The 18,839-nt window shown below is 60.8% G+C and carries 14 protein-coding genes; 8 read left to right on the forward strand and 6 right to left on the reverse strand.

Annotated elements, in window-relative coordinates; genetic code table 11:
• Positions 1-43 precede the first annotated feature (43 nt).
• Positions 44-838 (forward strand): ABC transporter permease, encoded by a 795-nt coding sequence (locus NG895_RS21350; RefSeq protein WP_252854567.1) that lies wholly within the window; start codon positions 44-46, stop codon positions 836-838.
• A 22-nt stretch (positions 839-860) separates the two neighbouring features.
• Here NG895_RS21350 and NG895_RS21355 read toward each other — a convergent pair whose 3' ends face one another.
• Complete coding sequence (locus tag NG895_RS21355; RefSeq protein WP_252854568.1) at positions 861-3,350, reverse strand: beta-L-arabinofuranosidase domain-containing protein; 2,490 nt, start codon at positions 3,348-3,350, stop codon at positions 861-863.
• Positions 3,351-3,542: 192 nt separating this feature from the next.
• Here NG895_RS21355 and NG895_RS21360 point away from each other — a divergent pair, with 192 nt between their 5' ends.
• A complete protein-coding gene (locus NG895_RS21360) occupies positions 3,543-5,057 on the forward strand; it encodes an alpha-L-fucosidase (protein WP_252854569.1) in 1,515 nt (504 codons plus the stop codon).
• Positions 5,058-5,060: 3 nt separating this feature from the next.
• On the opposite strand, the gene NG895_RS21365 is transcribed toward NG895_RS21360, so the two are convergent.
• On the reverse strand, positions 5,061-6,017 hold the full coding sequence (locus tag NG895_RS21365; protein ID WP_252854570.1) for a carbohydrate kinase family protein: 957 nt from the start codon (positions 6,015-6,017) through the stop codon (positions 5,061-5,063).
• Positions 6,018-6,337: 320 nt separating this feature from the next.
• Here NG895_RS21365 and NG895_RS21370 point away from each other — a divergent pair, with 320 nt between their 5' ends.
• Positions 6,338-6,985, forward strand: coding sequence for an SdrD B-like domain-containing protein (locus tag NG895_RS21370; protein ID WP_252854571.1), 648 nt, complete (start codon positions 6,338-6,340; stop codon positions 6,983-6,985).
• Positions 6,986-7,010: 25 nt separating this feature from the next.
• Here the strand turns inward: NG895_RS21370 and NG895_RS21375 are convergent, their stop codons facing one another.
• Together NG895_RS21375 and NG895_RS21380 are read right to left on the reverse strand one after the other, a co-directional pair.
• Positions 7,011-8,285: a BBP7 family outer membrane beta-barrel protein gene (locus NG895_RS21375; RefSeq protein ID WP_252854572.1), complete on the reverse strand. Its 1,275-nt coding sequence runs from the start codon at positions 8,283-8,285 to the stop codon at positions 7,011-7,013.
• Positions 8,286-8,978: 693 nt separating this feature from the next.
• Positions 8,979-10,328, reverse strand: a complete 1,350-nt coding sequence (locus NG895_RS21380) for a 1-acyl-sn-glycerol-3-phosphate acyltransferase (RefSeq protein WP_252854573.1) — start codon at positions 10,326-10,328, stop codon at positions 8,979-8,981.
• 519 nt (positions 10,329-10,847) lie between these two features.
• On the opposite strand from NG895_RS21380, the gene NG895_RS21385 reads away from it, so the two are divergent.
• Positions 10,848-11,228: a hypothetical protein gene (locus NG895_RS21385; protein WP_252854574.1), complete on the forward strand. Its 381-nt coding sequence runs from the start codon at positions 10,848-10,850 to the stop codon at positions 11,226-11,228.
• 31 nt (positions 11,229-11,259) lie between these two features.
• On the opposite strand, the gene NG895_RS21390 is transcribed toward NG895_RS21385, so the two are convergent.
• Positions 11,260-11,721, reverse strand: a complete 462-nt coding sequence (locus NG895_RS21390; protein WP_252854575.1) for a ferritin family protein — start codon at positions 11,719-11,721, stop codon at positions 11,260-11,262.
• A gap of 181 nt (positions 11,722-11,902) precedes the next feature.
• Positions 11,903-13,411 carry a S10 family peptidase gene (locus NG895_RS21395; RefSeq protein WP_252854576.1) on the reverse strand — a complete coding sequence of 503 codons (1,509 nt, stop codon included), beginning with the start codon at positions 13,409-13,411 and terminating at the stop codon, positions 11,903-11,905.
• Between the two features lie 225 nt (positions 13,412-13,636).
• Between NG895_RS21395 and NG895_RS21400 the strand changes: the two genes are divergently transcribed.
• The 4 genes from NG895_RS21400 (at position 13,637) to NG895_RS21415 (ending at position 18,609) form a co-directional block, all read left to right on the forward strand.
• Positions 13,637-15,478: a sigma 54-interacting transcriptional regulator gene (locus NG895_RS21400; protein ID WP_252854577.1), complete on the forward strand. Its 1,842-nt coding sequence runs from the start codon at positions 13,637-13,639 to the stop codon at positions 15,476-15,478.
• Positions 15,479-15,551: 73 nt separating this feature from the next.
• Positions 15,552-16,769, forward strand: coding sequence for a PQQ-like beta-propeller repeat protein (locus NG895_RS21405; RefSeq protein WP_252854578.1), 1,218 nt, complete (start codon positions 15,552-15,554; stop codon positions 16,767-16,769).
• A gap of 51 nt (positions 16,770-16,820) precedes the next feature.
• On the forward strand, positions 16,821-18,107 hold the full coding sequence (locus NG895_RS21410; RefSeq protein ID WP_252854579.1) for a phenylacetate--CoA ligase family protein: 1,287 nt from the start codon (positions 16,821-16,823) through the stop codon (positions 18,105-18,107).
• A 211-nt stretch (positions 18,108-18,318) separates the two neighbouring features.
• Positions 18,319-18,609, forward strand: coding sequence for a hypothetical protein (locus NG895_RS21415; RefSeq protein ID WP_252854580.1), 291 nt, complete (start codon positions 18,319-18,321; stop codon positions 18,607-18,609).
• The last annotated feature ends 230 nt before the right edge of the window (positions 18,610-18,839 follow it).

The raw sequence follows: 18,839 nt of genomic DNA on the forward strand, positions 1-18,839 counted from the left end.
TCGTCGTTTTTGTTAGTGCTCCCCCTGTTCATAGGATGCCCCGATGATTCGTAAGCCGATTCCCCGCCTGCATCGTATCGTGCTGGGCATCGTGGGCTTTGTGATACTGCTGGCAGGCTACTCGTGGGTATCGCATCGGGCGCACGTCGAGAATCCTCGCAACAAGACGCTGCCCAACTTCTCGCAGTTTCAGGAAGGGTGGCACCGCATCGCCACCGGCGAAGGGGGCATCGAGTTTTGGGCCGATGTCACCGCGTCGGCGAGTCGCCTGGCGATTGGCGTAGGTGCGGGCGTGTTGCTGGCCTTCATCATCGGCTTGGCCATGGGCTGCTTTCCGGTCATCGAGTCGTTGCTGATGCCACCCCTCGCGTTCTTTGCCAAGATACCGCCAACGGCCATGTTGGCTGTGTACTTTGTGTTCTTTGGCGTGACCGGGATCAAGATCTTCATCGCGCTGATTGCGTTTGGTATCTTCCCCACGCTTGCCCAGGCGATTACGCAAGCGGCTCAGAAAGACGTGGATGAACACACCTTGTACAAGTCGTACACGTTGGGAGCTTCCAACTTCGAAGTGGTGTGGGAGGTGGTGCTCAAGCAGATCCTGCCCCGCATCATCGAAAACGCCCGTTTGCAGATTGGTCCCGCCATGGTGTTTCTGATCGCGGCCGAGTTCGCCCTGGCCGACCAGGGCTTTGGCTACACGCTACGCATGCAGTCGCGACTGCAGAACATGAACATCGTGTACACCTACCTGGTAGTGCTAGGTGTCTTTGGACTGGTCATCGACTGGCTGCTGATCCTGCTGCGCCGCCTGATGTGCCCCTGGTTCGGCGATTGAACAGAGCGGCCATCGCGGGCGATCACTCCTCATCCAGCCATGGAAAATACGACACTCGGAGCTTCGTAGCGCCGAACGGTACCAGGCGGACGCGCTCGGTCGGTTGTGCCGACTGCACGGGGCTGGCCGGCGGCTCCTGGGCATCCGAGGAGCCGGACAAGTTGGTAACGCCAACGTAGTAACCGTGGTACTTGTCGAGGCCATCGGCCAGTTCGCCGACGCGGAACAACAGCCCTGCGTTTCCGCCCGGCTCGACCTTCAGCGTGGTTTCCAGCGCGAATTGCTGGCCGACCTGCGTATCGCGCAGAACGGCTTTGGCGCCACGGTGCTTGCCAACGGTCATTTGGCCGTCGACTGGGGCCCAACGCCCGCCATACGACTTCCATTTAGACAGGTCGCCGGCAAAATCGTCCAGCACGCGACCATTGAGTTTGAAGTCGTCGAACTGGGTCGCCGCTTCGTAGGTACGCAAGCCGACCATTCCCTGCTGGGCTCGGCCATCGCGGCCCTCGAGCACCGAGCGGCGTGAGTCGTTCAGGTAGACGCGATACTCGCCGCCGTTCATCTTAATCCGCAGACGGTAGGGCTGTTCGCCCTCGATTTCCACGGCAGCTTCCGCCATGGGGTGCCATGCACCGTTGGCGTAACCGATTTCCACCTTGGCCATTCGCGGACCCAGTTGCCACTCGGGTAATTTGCGGGCGGTGGCGGTCAGCACGACCGGCGCGGACTCCAGTGCCCACGGCACATCGCCCACGGTTTGAGTTGCGACTTCGATCGAACGTTCGGGATGACTCGGATCGATCTCGAGGGCATAGTTCCATGGCGATCCCGGGGTGATGGTGTACTCGTCGAAGGGACCATCGTAGTCGGCGTTTTTGTGCCACTGCTCATTGATCTCCAGGCCATACGTCAGGGGCCCACGCTCGATGCCCAGCGAGTTGTTCGCCCAGCGACTGGTTCGAACGGTCATGGGAAACGTCAGCTCGACGGTGTCGCCGGTCTTCCAGGTGCGCTTTACTCGGTGGAACACCCCCGACTTCGGGGCCGGTTGCTCTTCGCCGTTGATCCGTAGTTGAGGCTCATCGCACCACACCGGGATACGGAGCAGCAGCGGAAACTCGCTGGCTTGAGAGACATCCACGGCCAGGCGAATCACTTCGTCGAATGGGTACTCGGTTGTCTCGCGGATTGTGACGGACGTTCCCCCAGCGATGGTGGTGTGCACCTTGCAGGGGCCATACGCCACGGCCGCCAGGCCGCCATCGCTGGTGGCCGCCCACATGTTCTCGACGAACTTCGGCCACCCCATGTGCCAGTTGTAGCAGCAGCAAGGGAAGCCGCTGTACGGACCCGGCACGATGCTGTTGTGATAGTCCTGCTCGAACCCGTGTGGTGTGTAGACGCAGTTCACCTGGTTGAGTAGTTGGTAGTAGGTCATGCCGGTCATTTGGCTGGTGGTGTGCGCCGGCAGGGAGTTGTAGGCCACTTTTTCCATCGAATCGCCAATCGTGGCGGTGCCAAGAACGCGAATCGCTACGCCATCGGAGACGATCCGCTCGACGTCGGCACACAACTCCACGCCATCGGTGCTGCGGAGGCCGGAGAGCATTTCGGTACCGCTAATCTGGCCGTCGATGCGACCGTACTGTCGCCGCAGATGCTCCAGCCCCTGGGCGTGGGCCGCCTTGTCGGCTGATTGGTGGGTAAGTTGCCACACGACCGGCGGGAACTTCATCGCCTGGCTGACGTTCACGATGTGATGAGGATGAAACTCCTCGAACGTGCCATAGAACTGGTTCTTCGCGTAGATGTCCGACCATGGATAGGCTTGCCGGCGGAGCAGCTCGGCAAGCTCGAGCAGCCACTCGTCGCCCGTTTGGTTGTACACCCACAGTACGATCTCGATATTATCGGCCGCACGGGCTTTGCCCCAATCGCGCAGCGGCCTACCAGGAAGCTCCGCGAGCTGGTAGCGAAAGTAACGCGTAAGAAACGGTAGCACCCGCGAATCGCCCGTGGCTTCGTAGTAGTCGCGGAGGTAATAGAGCACGATCATCCGCGGCCACCAGTCGTCGTTGCTGGTGGGACCAAACGAGCCGTCTTCCTGCTGGCTGACGAAGACCCACTCAATCCACTTCTGCGCCCGCTGCTGAAGCTGCTTGTCGTCCAGCGTGTAGGCCAGGGCGACGATTCCCTTCACGTAGTAGGGGGCTTTCTCCCAACCATCGCCCTGGCCGCCCAGCCAACCGGAGTTGGCGGCCGCGGCATCGTACAGCTGTTCGGCCGCGCCGGTCAGGCCCTGCTTTTGCAGCGTCAACTGGCGTGCGAGCCAACCGTCCGGTTGCACGCTACCGATGGGCAATCGCAGCAGCGGAGTTCTCTCCAAAGGAGCGCGGTTTTCGACCACCGAGCGATGAGCGGCGACAGTTGGAGAATTCTCTGCGGCGTGGGAGGTCAGGCCGCAAGCGACTACTAGCAGGCAAGCAAAGGGGCAAAAATTGGTATTCATGCCCTCCAGTATTGGAAGCGAAACTGCCGCCTTCAAGTGCCAAATGCCATCGCGCAGAGTTTGCCCGCTTCGCATACCCATCTGGGAGTCTAGCTATGTTAGAATGCGACCGACATGTGACCAGAGCTTGCCGGGGGATCAATCCCGCAAGCGACAGGCGGAAGTACCCTTTTTTCGAACTGGCACCCCACCATGATGAATTACCTGCGACAGACAATTGTGTTGGCAGCCGCGCTTTTCCTGACATGCTTGTCCTGCAAGTCAACGTTGGCAGCGGAGCCTGCGGGAGCTCCCGAGCCTTACGGCCCAACGCCCAGCGAGCGGCAACTGAAGTGGCATGACATGGAGTTCTACGGCTTCCTTCATTTCACGACCAACACATTTACCGACAAAGAGTGGGGCTACGGCGACGAAAGTCCCGACGTGTTCAACCCCACCGACTTCGACGCCGAGCAGATCGTCGGCGTGGCGAAGTCAGCCGGCATGAAGGGGCTGATCCTCACCTGCAAACATCACGATGGTTTCTGTCTCTGGCCGAGCAAGTACACCGAGCACTCGGTGCGAAACAGCACCTGGCAGGATGGTCAAGGCGACGTGGTGCGAGCGATTTCCGATGCCTGCAAGGCGCAAGGCATCGCCTTCGGCGTCTACTTGTCGCCCTGGGACCGTAACCACGCCGCGTATGGCAAGCCCGAGTACGTGGAGTACTATCGCAATCAATTGGAGGAACTGCTGACCGAGTACGGTCCCGTGTTCGAGTTCTGGCTCGATGGTGCCAACGGGGGCGACGGGTACTACGGCGGGGCGCGAGAGACTCGCAAGATCGACCGCTCCACCTACTACGACTGGGACAACACCATCGACATCGTGCGCCGCTTGCAGCCCGAGGCGATGATCTTCTCCGACGCTGGTCCCGATGTACGCTGGATTGGCAACGAACGCGGCATCGCTGGCGACCCCTGCTGGGCGACTTATACACCGCATGCCAACGAAGGCGAGAAGAAACCGGCGCCCGGCACGACGAAGTCTCGCGAAGGAACCACGGGCCATGCCGACGGCGAACTCTGGTTACCAGGCGAGGCCGATGTGTCGATTCGCCCTGGCTGGTTCTACCATGCTTCGCAGGACGACCAGGTTCGCTCGCCCGACAACTTGATGGATCTCTACTTTGTGTCGGTCGGACGCGGCGCTTCGCTGCTGTTGAACCTGCCACCCGATCGCCGCGGTCAGATTCATGAAAACGATCAGGCGTCGCTGACCGAGTTTCGCAAGCGACTCGATGCACTGTTTGACACGAACCTGGCGGAGCAGGGCACCCTCACCGCCTCGAACACCCGGGGCGAGAGCCAAGACTTTGCTGCACAGAACCTGGTGGACGGCAACCGGGATACCTATTGGGCGACCGACGACAACGCGAGCGAGGCGAGCTTCACGGTCGAGTTTCCCTCGGCGGTGCGTTTGAATGTGGTCGATTTGCGGGAATACCTGCCGCTGGGGCAGCGCGTACGATCGTGGGCCATCGATCGTTGGGACGACGGGTCCTGGCAGGAATTCGCCAAAGGCGAGTCGATTGGCAGCCGGCGACTATGGCGGGGTGACGACATCGAAACCACGAAGGTCCGCGTCCGTCTCAGCGGACCCATTTGTCCGGCCATCAGCGAATTCGGTCTGTACCGCGAAGCAAAAAACGACGCCGGTTCCGAATAGCCGTTACGCGTTCAGCCCGGCTAGTGCCGCAGTAGAAGCGAAGTCGCCCACCGCGGTCGTGGCGCCCAACGCCGTGACGCACCGCGCGCCGCAGGCGGCGGCCAGCCGACCTGCCTCGGCAAGTGGCATCTCACGCAGCAGACCGCACAGTAGCCCACCGATGAACGAGTCGCCCGCACCGGTGGTGTCGACCACAGGCCCGGGCGGTGGGACCGGCGGTACTTCGATCAAGCGTCCATCGGCGTCGCTGACCAGTGCTCCCTGCGCGCCGAGTTTCACACCGACAACACCGGGCGCGCCGGCCGAACGAAACTTCGCAATCATCTCCGCCGGGTCGGAGAGTCCGGTTTGGTGGCTCGCTTCCTTATAGCTGGGGACGTACACGTCCACTTGGGGCAGGACGGGCGACAGTTCGTCGAAAGTGCCTCCGGTCCCCGCGGCATCGAGAGCCGTCATGCACCCCACGGCGCGAATGGCGGCCAGCACTTCGGGCAGGTCGTCGTGCAGATTGGGCAGCAGCGAGAAGTAGCCCAGCAGCATAAAGCGACTTTGCGCGAAGTAGTCCAACTGCGACAGGAACACCTGCTTGTCGAGCAACTTCGGCGCACCCACGGCATGCAGGAAGCTCCGCTCGCCGGCCGGGTCAATCAACACGGCCGTGGTGCTGGTGGGAGCACTGGGGTGAGCCATCAGGTGGCTGGTGTCGATGCCCTCGGCCTGGTATCGCGCTTGAATGACATCGGCCCACTCATCGTTGCCACGGTAAGTAAACGCCGCGGTACGCATTCCCAAACGCGCAAGCGTGATGCCGGCGTTCGACACGATGCCACCGGTCGTCAGCCGTAGCGGCTCGGTGCGGACTAACTGTCCGCCACCGATCGGAACGTCGAGCGCCACGGGCCGCACCAACACGTCGACCACGCACGAACCACAGGCGATAACGTCTAGTGTTTTTTCCATAAGACAACCTCCAGCGCGAGAAGTGCGGCGACGTCATGTAGTTGATGGTATCAATACATGCCTGTACGGATTGTAATAATGATGTTGGTTGGCAAGCGAATTGGTGTTTTTCTTCTGGCGGTACGGCGACCGCGGATTATAGTGAAACTTGGTGCGGTGCATGGCGCTCAACGAGCGCCGGCGTCCAGCCAGATTTTTCAGTAGGAGAACCGGACGGAACTAATGAACCAAATCTCACGCGACTGACGACGGCGTGCGCCGCTCGTTCGGATGCATTGGTTCATCCTTCTTTCCGTTACTGATTCTTTACCGGTTCTACCATGTTCCTACATCGCTTCGGCGGGTGGTGGCGTGCGTGTGCGTGGTTCATCACCTGTGCCACGTGCGTGTCGTCCACCTCGGCCGCTACTATAACATCTTCCGGCAACAGCATGCTGTCGGGTTGGGTTTACATCGATCGCAACAACGATGGCTTGCTGGCCTTTGATGACGAACCCGATCCCGAGTGGATTATTGCTGGCGCCGAAGTCCAACTGTTTGAACTTTCCTCGTCAGGCGAGTCGCTCGTGGCGATCACTCAGACCGACGAGCACGGACGTTACGTGTTCAGCAACTTGGCCGCGGGCGATTATTCCCTGCGCCAGGTGCAGCCCGTGGAGTTTGTGGACGGGCTCGATACGCTTGGCGCGCTGACCACCTTCCAGGGGCAGCCCGTCTCCCAAGGGGTCGACCCGGGCGTGGTGGCCGCTGATGCGTTCGAGGGTATTCGCATCACCGACAACGTGATGGGCAATTACTACAACTTTGGCGAGCGGGGTTTGCTTCCGGAGTACGTGTCAAAACGATACCTGTTTGGCACCGCACCGCCCATGCAACCGGCGCAGCGAGTTCCCGAACCGTCGGCCGTTGTAATGGCACTGCTGGCGGGCTGGGGGGGATTGATAATTAGCCGGCGCCAGCAGCGCTGAACAGGTCCGCCAGGCGGACGCATCGCTAGTACGTGAATTCCAGGCCTAGGTCGATGCCGTGGGCGACCAGTGTCGAGCCGCGCAAACCGGGAAACTCCGGTTCCGGACCACCTCCCGCTTGAACGGGCGGCAGGTTCCGTGGATCGACTTCCAACCCAGGCGGCAGGTGATGGGCGGCCATCACAACGTCGTCCCACACAATCACGTTGTAGCCAAAGTGTCCACTCACGCGCTGCGTCAACTGACAACCCAGGGCGAGTCGGAAGTTCGGGATCACCGCGGCCCGTGTATCGCTGTAGTGGCCGATGTTCGTCACCTCGGAGGTCAGCAGCCCGCCGGCTGCGGTAGAAGTGCCCACCGCCGGTACGGTGTTGGTCGTGGAACCGTTGACCGAGACGCTGCGATGATGGCCACCTACGGCCACGGCGGCCAGCCCCTCGAGCCAGACGTACGATTGCGTGAGGCGTCCCTTCAGGCCGATCTCGCCGCCGTGGAATTCGTTGCGCGAGCGGAAGCCATCGCTCAGATCAATGGTCGTGCCCGGCACTAGTGGGGTGCTAGTTCCTGGTAGCACGGTCAGGTCCTCGGTAATCGCCAGTTGCGAGTTGTATTGGTAGTAGCGATAGCCGCCCACCAAGTCGAGATTCCAACTGGGACCACAACAGGGATCGCAGCAGCGGCGCAGGCATCGTTGTAGCCCTAAGTAGGCACCGCGAAACTCATCCGACGCCGAGACACGAACATCTCCATCGAGCTCACCATCCAAGTACACCAACTCGGTATCCTCGGTATCCAGCTCGGTATTGTAGAACGGCCGCGTGATGATCAGGGTGGGATCGGAACCCTGGGCGAAGCGATAGTCGTCGCTGCCGACGTCGAAGTACTCGCCGGTAATGGCCCACGTCTGGCAGGCATCCAGCCAATAACCGCCTTGCAGGCGGAATCCGCTCCGCCAACCATTGTTTACCTCGGCGTTGCCCGAGAGGATCTGTGTGGTGGGATCGCCCAGCACACCAGCGTTCGATACGGGCGTGCCCGCCGGGCTGGCGGTAACCAGCGGTGGCAGGTCGGTTCCGCTGAGTTGCCAAGACAAGTAGTCGGCGTTGAGCCACAGTCGGCCCTGTCCGGCCCAACCCGTCAGCGACGACTCGCCGATGATCGGTGCGCAGCAGTCTTCCTGGTCGCTGATGTAGACAAAATCTTGACTGCTTGCGCTGCAGGCAATGCTCAGAAACAGCACCGGCAACAATCCCCCAAGGACGGTCCAGCCATGCTGGCCGCCTGCAAAATCCCCCCTCATTTCCCCCTCCACGATTCAAAAGCAGTCGAGCAGTCAGCCTCCGTGTTCCGGCCGCCGCTTAACTCTATGGAATAGCCACGGTTAACTTAATCGTCACAACCGGCTCCGGCGAATGAGTCGCATTTCTTGAATCAAAAGAATGGATTCCGTCTAAGTTCGTCTGGAATGGTTTGCTTGTCATGCGGGCTATCAGCAAGTCGCCGTGACTCAACCGGAGGGCTCCTTAACAGCTATAGAGTTGGTGGAGAATGCGCTACACCGTGCAAGCACAAGCGCAGGAAATAGACAGCGAGGTGCGGATTCTGGTATTGCCAAATCGAGGTTGGCTAAATTACTTTTGTCTCCAGTGATTGCGCCATCGCTGTTTGTGCGGACAAGAGGTCCGACAACTTTTCTGCCGTATTTCGAGACGGATCTTAACGCGATCGACGGCTTCCCAAGCCACTCGATCTGAATGCGATAGCGATTCGCGTTTTTTCGATAGCTCGTTGAGACCAAAGGGCATTTTGAAGTATAACGATCGTTCGTCCGATTCGGCTGGATGACACGCGGGCGGGCTTGGTAAATGTAACTACGCATGTGGGGCAAGTTTACCAAGAGGGGTAGGGAAGCCGAGACTTCTGCAAGGAAACGAGTCGGGCACACCAGTGGAGGCCATGGCGAGGGAACGCTCATGGCCTCCGCACCTTGAGGTTATCCAACGCCCAATCCGCTTCCTTCGTCGCTCGCTTGGCCGATCTTCTCGCCCAAGCTACCGTCAACGTCCATGGCGGTTTCATTCGCGCGGCCGATTGCGGTGAGCATGTCGCGCACTTGGTTTTCCAGATCGGCCGTCACCGAGGCAGTCGTCGCGCGGCGGTCGGCGGAGTAGTCGTCCCAGCGATCGGCCAGATTCACGGAATCGCCCACGCGCACCATCGCCTTGCGCGGACCCCATACCCGGCGGATGCCGAGTACCTCGTACTCCAGCAGCGCCAGGATGTCCATGAACCGTTCGACCGTCAGCGATTCGGTCACGTAGCCATCGTACACGGCCACGAATTTCAACAGCCGCCACAGTTCGTCGTAGGTCGCCCGAGCCATGCGGACCCGCTCGGTGTGCAGTTGCTGTTCGTAGGTCGAGGTGGGCGGCTCGTCGAGCACAATGCGGTCCACGGCGTTGAACAACGTGCGAATCCGGTCGAGCGGCATCTGTTTCATTTGCGGATTGATGTCGAACTGGTATTCCAGCTTCTCGATCGTCTGCTGCTTGATGTGTTGAATCCGATCGTCCATGGTGCTGTCGGCAGGCGGTTTGACGCCCCGTGCCTTCTCGTTGGCCGCGAGCACCGCCTCGCAGACGCGCCGCAGCCGGGCGTGAAGATCCGCGGGGCAGCCGTCGTCGCCGAGCGACAACCGCTGTTCGACGCGCGTCAGCGATTGTTTCATCTCGCTGGTCATGTCCTGCTCGTAGATGTACTTGATGGCGATCGGTACGCAGTACAATTCCGCCTGGGGATTGGTTTCTCGAGCGTCGTCCAGTCCCTTGAAAGCAAGCTGAAAGACTCCCTGCTGAAACGGCACCAACATGCCGTTCTGCCCCACGGCTTCGCCTTCGGGGAAGATGACCAGCCACCGCTTGCCCTCGGCCAGGATCTTCCGCGTCATGCTGAACGAAGCACGATCGACGGTGCCGCGGAGAATCGAATAGCAACCCAGGCGGGGCATCACCCAACGGTTCACCGCCGACTGCTCGAACACTTCGAGCGCCGCGACGAAGTAGAAGTAGTCGTCCAGCATGGTCGACAAGCACATCATGATGTGAGGTTCCCAGCCGCCTGAATGGCTGGGCGTCAGCAGGCAGCGTTTGCCTTGCAGTCCCTTGAGCCTGGCGAGGTCGTCGTCCGAGATTTCCACGTGCGTGACTCGCAGTTTGCGTCGGATGCTGCCACTAATCCCGCGCTGCACCAGACCGATGACCAGCGAGTTCGGATTCGGTGCATAGAACGACCGCGGCTTCGGCCGGGCATGAGGATCGGTCTTCTTGGAACTGTTGGAATCCATGGACTCGGATAGACGGGGGGAACCTGGGAAATCGGATGAGTACGTGGCGGCGAGTTTTGTCGCAGGCGAGAGTTTTGCCGCAGCAACGCGGCGAAACGATTCACTGCGGCAAAACTCCCTCCCGGCCAGGGCGTGCAGTGGGCGTCTCAGGCTGTGTTTTACGAGCTTTTTTCATCTCGCGGCACCCTCAGCGGAAGGAGTTGTTGCGCACGGTTTGCCGCAGGTGCGACAAAACCCCCATCGGTGATTCTGCCTGCAGCCCACCGCGCACGGCTCGCCAAGTGACATTAGATCAAATCGCCGGGCGATAGCTACAGCGAAATTTTTACAACTCGTGCAGCGACCATCTCGGCCTGAGAGCATGACCGACCATCATGCTCATCCATTCTCGATGCCGCAGGAAATGCTCCTGTCGCGATGGTAGTCCGTGTCGCCACGTGTGCTCGCTGCTTGTTGCACCCCCGCCGCTGTGCTACGCTCGCCTGCGGTTTTTCATGTATTTGGACAAGGGGGATAGCTTTGGCCGAGACAGCGAAGAAGCGACGCGCCGAGCGGTCCTCCATGCATGGGGGACTCGAAGGAAAGCTGGACATCGCCGCCTGGGGGCTGCTCGTACTGGGCAGCGCTGCCGGCTTTGTGGTCCTGCAGGACCGTGAACGCGGGTTCGTCAATACGGTGAGTATTGTTATCGAGGCGATTATTGCTTGGCTGTTGTTCCGCAGCCTGGCCGAGATCATTCGTCTGCTCAAGCACCAGGCGAGGTTGCCATATGGCGGCAAGGTAAGCGGTGTGACTGAAACGGTCGCCTGGGAGTGTTCTGCGTGCGGAGCTACCCTATACGATCCCGGGATCTGCGACCGCTGTGGTTGCGAGATCGTCGGGACGGAGGAGTCTGCATAGGTTTGGGCTTCGTTTCGCGGGGATCCAACGGCTACAAATCCATCCCCCGCAGCGTTTGCTTGGCCATCAGCTTCTCTTCCTGTTGCTCCATGTCGAGTAACTGCAGGAACAGCTCTTGCAGCCAGGCCGGTTCGGCGCGGCGGGATAGCTCCTCGTACACCTCGATCACCTGGTTGGCGATATCGAGGCCCTTTTCAACGAGTTCGTCGCACGACGCGTACGCGTTATGCGCCTCGTCCCAGTCCATCTGATCGATCAAATGGGCCACGGGTACCGTAGTGGTGACCCAGGTGCTGAGCACCTTCTCGCTGGCGCCAGCCTCCGCCTGAAGGATGGCGTCCGCCAGGTGTCGCTCGTGTCCCGCGAGGTAATCGAGCAACATTTTCGCCCGCTGTTGTTTGCACCGCATTGCCAGGTGGGCAAAGTACCTGGCAGCACGTTCGTGAATGCTACGGGTGCCTTTTAACACATATCTCACTTGTTCGCTGGCCATGACCGTTGCTCCTTTCTGTAAGGAGATGTGTCAGGCTACAGCGTGCAAATCGAGTGCCGCGCGCTTTTCGCGCGTAAGTCGAGATTCGACGCTCCGGCAGTGTGCCGGAACGCACAAATCCGTGCGAAATATTCGCCGCGGTGGGCGATTTACGAAGTCGGTTCGACGATTCGTAGCGCTCTTAGGGAGTGGCCGAGTCGTACCATTCGATCAGGTCTTCGCGCAGCTTCTTCGCCGCGGGGTCCAGAATGTACATCATGTGTCCCGCTTCGTACTTTTCGACCTGGACACGATCCAGGTACTCGGGAACCAGCATCAGATGGTCCTTCGTGTAGCGGAACGCGAACTGCGGCGTAGCCAGATCGTAATAGCCACAGGCGACGAACAGTTTGAGGTGCGGGTTCTTGCTCATCTCCGAACGGAGCGTTTCACTGGCGTCGACGTAGCGATTCTCGAAGCTGCCGTAGTTCCAACGTCGGACCCCACCACCCAGGATATACTTCCGCTCGTCTTCGTACTTCAGCACGCGGCGCAGGTAGTCGTTCATGCCGGCGCCAAACACACCGGTAATGGCCGCGTCGGCGGCATCGTAATCGTAACGCTCGCTGACGTTATCGCGATCGACGCCTTTGAAGCGACTGTCGAACCGGCCCACGGTGTAGCCTTCGTCGCGCAACAACTCGCGACCAAACCGCCACATCGGCACCCGCAGGTTCGAGTTGCGGACGTACTTTTCGTCCAGACTCGTGAGTTCCGCAAAACGCTTCACCGCTTTGTCCATCTGCTTCTTGGGCAGTGAGCTCCCCATGAGCATGGCCCGGGAGTAGAGTCCGTAGGCGAACTTTTCCGACTCGGCGACCACTTCCTCGAGCGACTTTTCCTGCAACTCCTTGCTGAGCTTGCCGTGGTACCAGGCCGTGGCCGTATAGCTGGGCAGGAACAACACGTATGGCAGATCGTTGTTGTCCGCAAAACGAATGGTCGAGAAGTCGACCACCGGCGAGATCATCACGATGCCGTTGAGATACATGCTGTAGTGATCCTGCAGCGTACCGCTGAGACCAGCGGAGCGGACACCGCCGTAGCTCTCGCCCAGCACGAACTTGGGCGACGTCCAACGCTCGTGCTTGGTGACAAAGTCGTGGATGAACTGGCCCACGCTCTTGAGGTCTTCCTCGTAGCCATGGAACTGCTTGGTGTCCTCCCCTTCGGCGGGGCGGCTATAGCCGGTGCTCACCGGGTCGATGAACACCAGGTCGGTCACATCCAGCAGCGAGTAGGGGTTGTGCTCGGTGGTGTAAGGGGGCACCGGCGTCGAGGCATCGTCCGGCACACGCACCCGCTGCGGGCCTAGCATGCCCATGTGCAACCACACGCTGGCCGAACCGGGGCCGCCATTGAAGCAGAAGGTGATTGGCCGCTTGGCAACGTCGGTGTCGTTGCGGGTGTAGGCGATCGAGAAGATCTCGGCCTTGACCTTGCCGCTGTCGTCCTTCATCTGCATCTTGCCGGCCGTGGCCGTGTACTTGAAGGTCTCGCCGCCAATGGTGGTCTCGTGCTCGGTCACGACGGGAGGCTGCGGCTTATCGTCCTCTTTTTTACCCTCTTTTTCATCCGCAGCGCGGGCAAGGGGGGCGGCCAACAGGCAGCAAGCCAACAGCAACAGGTGGAGATGGCGCGGTAGGGTCATGATGGTGAATCTCGGGGGGAGAAAGAAGGCGGATGGCGCTAAGCCGCGACCTTGGTGGGCAGTCGAGTCGCGACGGTGGGTCGAGTGCCGATTGTAATCGCCCGGCCGGCGAAACTCCAGCAACGCCAGACCGGGTGGCGATTTCCGCATCGGTGTAGCATTCCCCAGGGATTCGGGTGATAATGAGGAATTGGGCACGGACTCGCGCGTGGGATTTTGATCGACGTGTACGCATATTTGACGCTGCTTTCCGGTGAAAAGGCCGGTACGAACTACCCTCTCGATGCCGCGCACGAGACGCTCTTGGGGCGGGGGACCGACTGCCAGGTGGCACTGGTCGACGCCCTTTGTTCGCGCGTCCACGCGCGGCTGGTGTGGTGCGAGGATGGTTGGCTGCTACGCGACGCGCAGAGCCGCAACGGCACCTTCGTGAACGGGCAAAAGGTTGACGAGGCGATTCTGGCCTCCGGCAACATCGTGCGACTGGGTGATTCGGAACTCGAGTTTCAGGTCTCGGAGGATCCACCAACGGCGGGCTCGGAGACCGGCACTTCGTTCCGCCAGACCATCGTGCAGGACATTAACATCGAGGCGCAGGCGCACAACCGGGATTCGCTCGCCGGACTGCCCGACGCCGAGCAGGTCAAGGAACTGATGCTGCTCTACCAACTGTGCATCAAGCTGCTGGGGTGCAGCGATCCCAATCGAGTGGTCGACACCTCGCTGGAGCTGTTGCGTTCGCGCACCAAGGCGTCGGTCGTCGGCTTCTTATGGATGAGCGACGACGGCACGCTGAAGCCCAAATCGGTGCTGCCGGCCGATGCGGCCGAGCAGGTCACGCTCAGTCCCAATCTCACCCAACTGGTCAGCAATCGCGGGCACGCCGTGTGGGTGGCCAATCAGGCGGACGAGGATTCGAGCGTCGACCACTTTGCCGATGCTATCTGTGCTCCCTTGATCAAACGGCAGGAAGGCAAAGAGCGAAACATTCTGGGGGCCGTGCACGTATACCTCGAAGATGGCCGTTTCCGGCAGTCCGATTTCGACTTCATTATTACGGTTGCCAACCTGGTAGCTATTGCTCTAGTGCGTGCACGCGAATTAATCAGTCTGCAGAAGGATTACCAGCGCTTGTTCGAAAGGTCTGCTGGTACCGAGGAACTCCTGGGCGACAGCAAACCCATGCTGACGCTGAAGAACAAGATCCAGCGCGTGAGCCGCGCCGGCGGTTGTGTGCTGGTGCGTGGCGAAAGCGGTGCTGGCAAGGAATTGGTAGCCCGCGCCATCCATCGCGCCAGCAGCCGCGCCGATCAGCCGATGGTCAGCGTCAACTGCGCGGCAATTCCCGCCGACCTGATGGAGAGCCAGCTCTTCGGTCACAAGGCGGGGGCCTTCACCGGTGCCGACCGCGACCATCAGGGCTTCTTTCAACAGGCCGACCTCGGCACCCTGTTCCTGGACGAAGTGGGCGAACTGACGCTCGAGGGCCAGGCCAAGTTGCTGCGAATTCTCGAAGGCCATCCATTCCTGCCGGTTGGCGCTACCAAGGAGGTGACCGTCGACGTACGCGTCGTGGCGGCCACGAATCGCGATTTGCAGACCTACGTGGGTGAAGGCAAGTTTCGTGAAGACCTGTTCTACCGCCTCAGCGTGTTCGAGCTCTACCTGCCGCCACTGCGCGACCGCGAAGGTGACATCCAGCTGCTGACTAATCACTTCCTGGCCCATTTCCGCCGCGAACATGGACGGCCGGGACTCGAATTGAGCGAAGCGGCGCTCAACAAGTTGCTTGCCTATCGGTGGCCGGGCAATGTCCGGCAGCTTCGCAATGTGATGGACAGCGCCGTGGTCATGGCCGAGGGGGACGCGATCGAGCCTTCCGACTTGGCGCTCCGCGACACCGGTGGCGACAGTCTCGATACGCTGGCCATCGACCAATGGGAGCGCAAACTGATTATCGAGGCGCTGCAGCGGACCGGCGACAACGTACCCGATGCCGCCAAGTTGCTTGGCATTGGCCGCGCAACCCTGTATCGTAAGATCGAGCAGTACAAGATCGAGCGGTAACTCAGCGGTACTCTGTTGGCGGCGGCAAATTGCCATCCGTCCACGACTCGCTTGCCAGGGAGAGCAGAACCCCATGCATCACGCCCTAGCCTTATTCCTCGCCATCGTGTGTGTTACGCCGGCGATGGCCGACGAGTGGACACGCTTCCGTGGACCCAACGGCGCGGGCATCGCCCCGCCGCTCGATGTCCCGGATAGTTGGACCGAGGACGACTTCGCGTGGCGGGCCAACTTGCCCGGCGTGGGACACGGTTCGCCCGTCGTGTGGCGAGATCATGTCTATCTGACCAGTGGCGACACCCAGTTGGGCGAACTGTACCTCCACGCGTTGGACGTCGCCACGGGCCAACGGGTTTGGAGCAAAACGCACGACGTTGCGTCCTACGATATGCACACGCTGAATACGATCGCCTCGACGACACCGGCCGTCGACGAGCGGCACGTCTACGTGACGTTCTACCAGCCCGGCAACGTTACCTTGGTGGCTTACACCCACCAGGGCGACAAAGCGTGGCGCGCCGATCTGGGCGAGTTTACTAGCCACCATGGTTTCGCGGCCTCGCCCATCGTGGTCGATGGGCTGGTCTGCCTGCAGGGCGACAACCCGAAGTCGGGCTACGTCGTGGCGCTCGATGCTGAGACCGGCGACGAGCGGTGGCGAGCCACCCGCGATGCTTCGGGCAGCGAAGCCTACTCGACGCCGACCACCCTTCCGCTGGCCGACGATCGCAAGGCCGTCGTGTTCAGCAGCACCAGCGGCGGTGTGACGGCTGTCGACGCGGCCAACGGAGAAACGTTGTGGCAACAGGCCGACACCCTGCCGGCGCGGACGGTCAGTTCGCCCATCGTGGCGGGCGACCTGGTGCTCGCCGCGTGTGGCAGCGGAGGCAACGGTAAACAGATGGTCGCGCTGCGTGCGACCGACGACGGGCAGGTGCAGCCGGCTTACACGCTGACAAAAAATGTCCCTTACGTCCCAACCGGCATTGTCGCGGGCGATTTGTTATTCTTGGTTCACGACCGGGGGACGATCAGCTGCGTGGAGCTTGCCACCGGTAAACCGCTGTGGACCAAGCGACTGGGGGCCAGATACTATTGCTCGCCCATCCTGCTTGGCGACCGCCTGTTGTGCGTCTCGATGGATGGCGAAGCCATCATGTTGTCGGCCGGCCGCGAGTTCGAGGTCCTCGGCCGCACCGATCTGGGCGAAGGTACCCAGGCCACCCCGGCGGTGGCCGATGGGCGTTTGTTTATTCGCACGGCGTCGCAATTGTTTTGCTTGGCAGAATAAAAGCGAGGCGGCAGGACGCTTGCCTCGGAGCACAACAGCAAATCAGGTTTCATGACGACTCCCAGTTCTATCACGACCCCCGAACAGCGTCGCCAACTCGAATCGCTCGATCGCCCGGCCCTCGAAGCGTTCCAACTCGACCGGTTCAACGCGCTGCTCCAGCGCATCCTGCCCGCCAACGAGTTCTACGCCCAGAAACTGGCCGGCTCGCCCCAGCAGTTGGAGAGCCTGGCAGAACTCGCGCAGCTTCCCTTCACCGTGAAGGACGAACTGCTTCCCACCAGCGAGCAACCACCCCAGCCAAAGAATCTCACCTACCCGCTAGAGGCCTACGTTCGATTCCACCAAACTTCCGGCACGCGGGGGCGGCCGCTGCCGGTGTTCGACACGGCCGAAGACTGGGAGTGGTGGCTCGAAGGTTGGCAGTACGTGCTCGACTCGGCTGGGATCACCGCCGACGATCGGGCGATGCTGGCCTTCTCGTTCGGACCGTTCATCGGCTTCTGGACGGCGTTCGATTCGCTGGTCGCCCGTGGCACGCTCGTCGCCCCCGGCGGTGGAATGAGTACGCTGCAGCGGATCGACGTGATGGAGCGGCTGCAAACGACGGCCCTGTTCTGCACGCCCACTTACGCACTGCACCTGGCCGAGGTGGCCGAGAAGAATCAGATCGACCTCAAGCATCTGCCGGTCAAAAAGATCGTGGTCGCCGGTGAGCCGGGCGGTTCGATACCTTCGATTCGAGACCGCATCGAAAGCACCTGGCACGCCAAGTTGACCGACCACTCGGGCGCGAGCGAGATCGGCGCCTGGGGGTACGGCGACCTTGCAGCCCGTGGATTGCATATCACCGAGAACTTGTGCATTGCCGAATTCATCAGTGTCGACACGGGCGAGCCGGCCGTCGACGGCGAACTGTCGCACCTGATTCTCACCACCTTGGGCCGCGTCGGCGCGCCGCTCATACGCTATCGTACTGGCGACCTGGTGCGGCCGCGGTGGAACGTCAGCGGGGGGAACAACTTTGTGCTGCTCGAAGGGGGCGTGCTCGGCCGCAACGACGACATGATGGTCATCCGCGGTGTGAACATTTACCCCACCAGCATCGAGCAGATCCTGCGCAGCTTCCCCGAAGTGGTCGAGTACCGCCTCACGGCCCGCAAACGGGGCCAGATGGACAGCGTGCTGATCGAAGTGGAAGACCGCCTGGAAGAAACCGACCGCATCGCCGCCGAACTGCAAAAGCAGCTAGGCCTGTCGATCGAAGTCAAGCTGGTCGAGCCGATGTCGCTCCCCAGGTTCGAAGGCAAAGGCCGCCGATTTATCGACGAGCGGTGAGGATTAGCGACGAAGGATTCAGTGAGCCCTTTGTGTCATCCTGAGGGAGCCTAAGCGACCGAAAGATCTACGCTGCGATTCATTGCGAGTTGACCAACCAAACCTACCCCTAAGGGGTTCCGACATCGTAGCCCAGGGTTGCGTGCGGGCGAGGTACGAGCCCAAACGCTACCCTGGATTTTCTGGTGAATGAACAAGACGGAGATTCGGCTTGCGTTACCGTTTACGAACTCTGGTCTTCGTCGTTCCGTTGGTTGTGGCGATTGTGTTTAGCCTCATTGTGCGGGAGATTCTCCACGATCATGCAGTCCGGAATCTGGAGTACGCCATGACCCGCGAGCAAGTGCTCGAGCTGTGTGGTCCGCCTCAAGAAAGGCCAAACGGCGATGAATGGACCTGGACCTATGACATCTGGTGGGCACAGGGCTGGGCGAATGTCTATTTTGATGACCAGGACCAGGTGCACGGAATCGACATCGAATCGCCCTTCGATGGACTGTAAACCTCTATCGGGTAAAGCACGGCCCGGTTGCGGTCTCGGTCACACGCCGGCTGGTGGATTGCTTCTCTCTCGACCACTACCAAATACTCGCGTCAACCTGGGGCGGCACTTGGCTCGTACCTCGCCGGCGCTTGCCCCAGGCTATCATATTTCGCCCCTTCGGGGCTGCTCTCATTCGTTGCTTTTCTTCAAAAATCCGTGCCCATCAGTGTTCATCCATGGCTGAAAAG

Origin of the sequence: Aeoliella straminimaris, from assembly GCF_024054565.1 — a bacterium.
Lineage (GTDB): Bacteria > Planctomycetota > Planctomycetia > Pirellulales > Lacipirellulaceae > Aeoliella > Aeoliella straminimaris.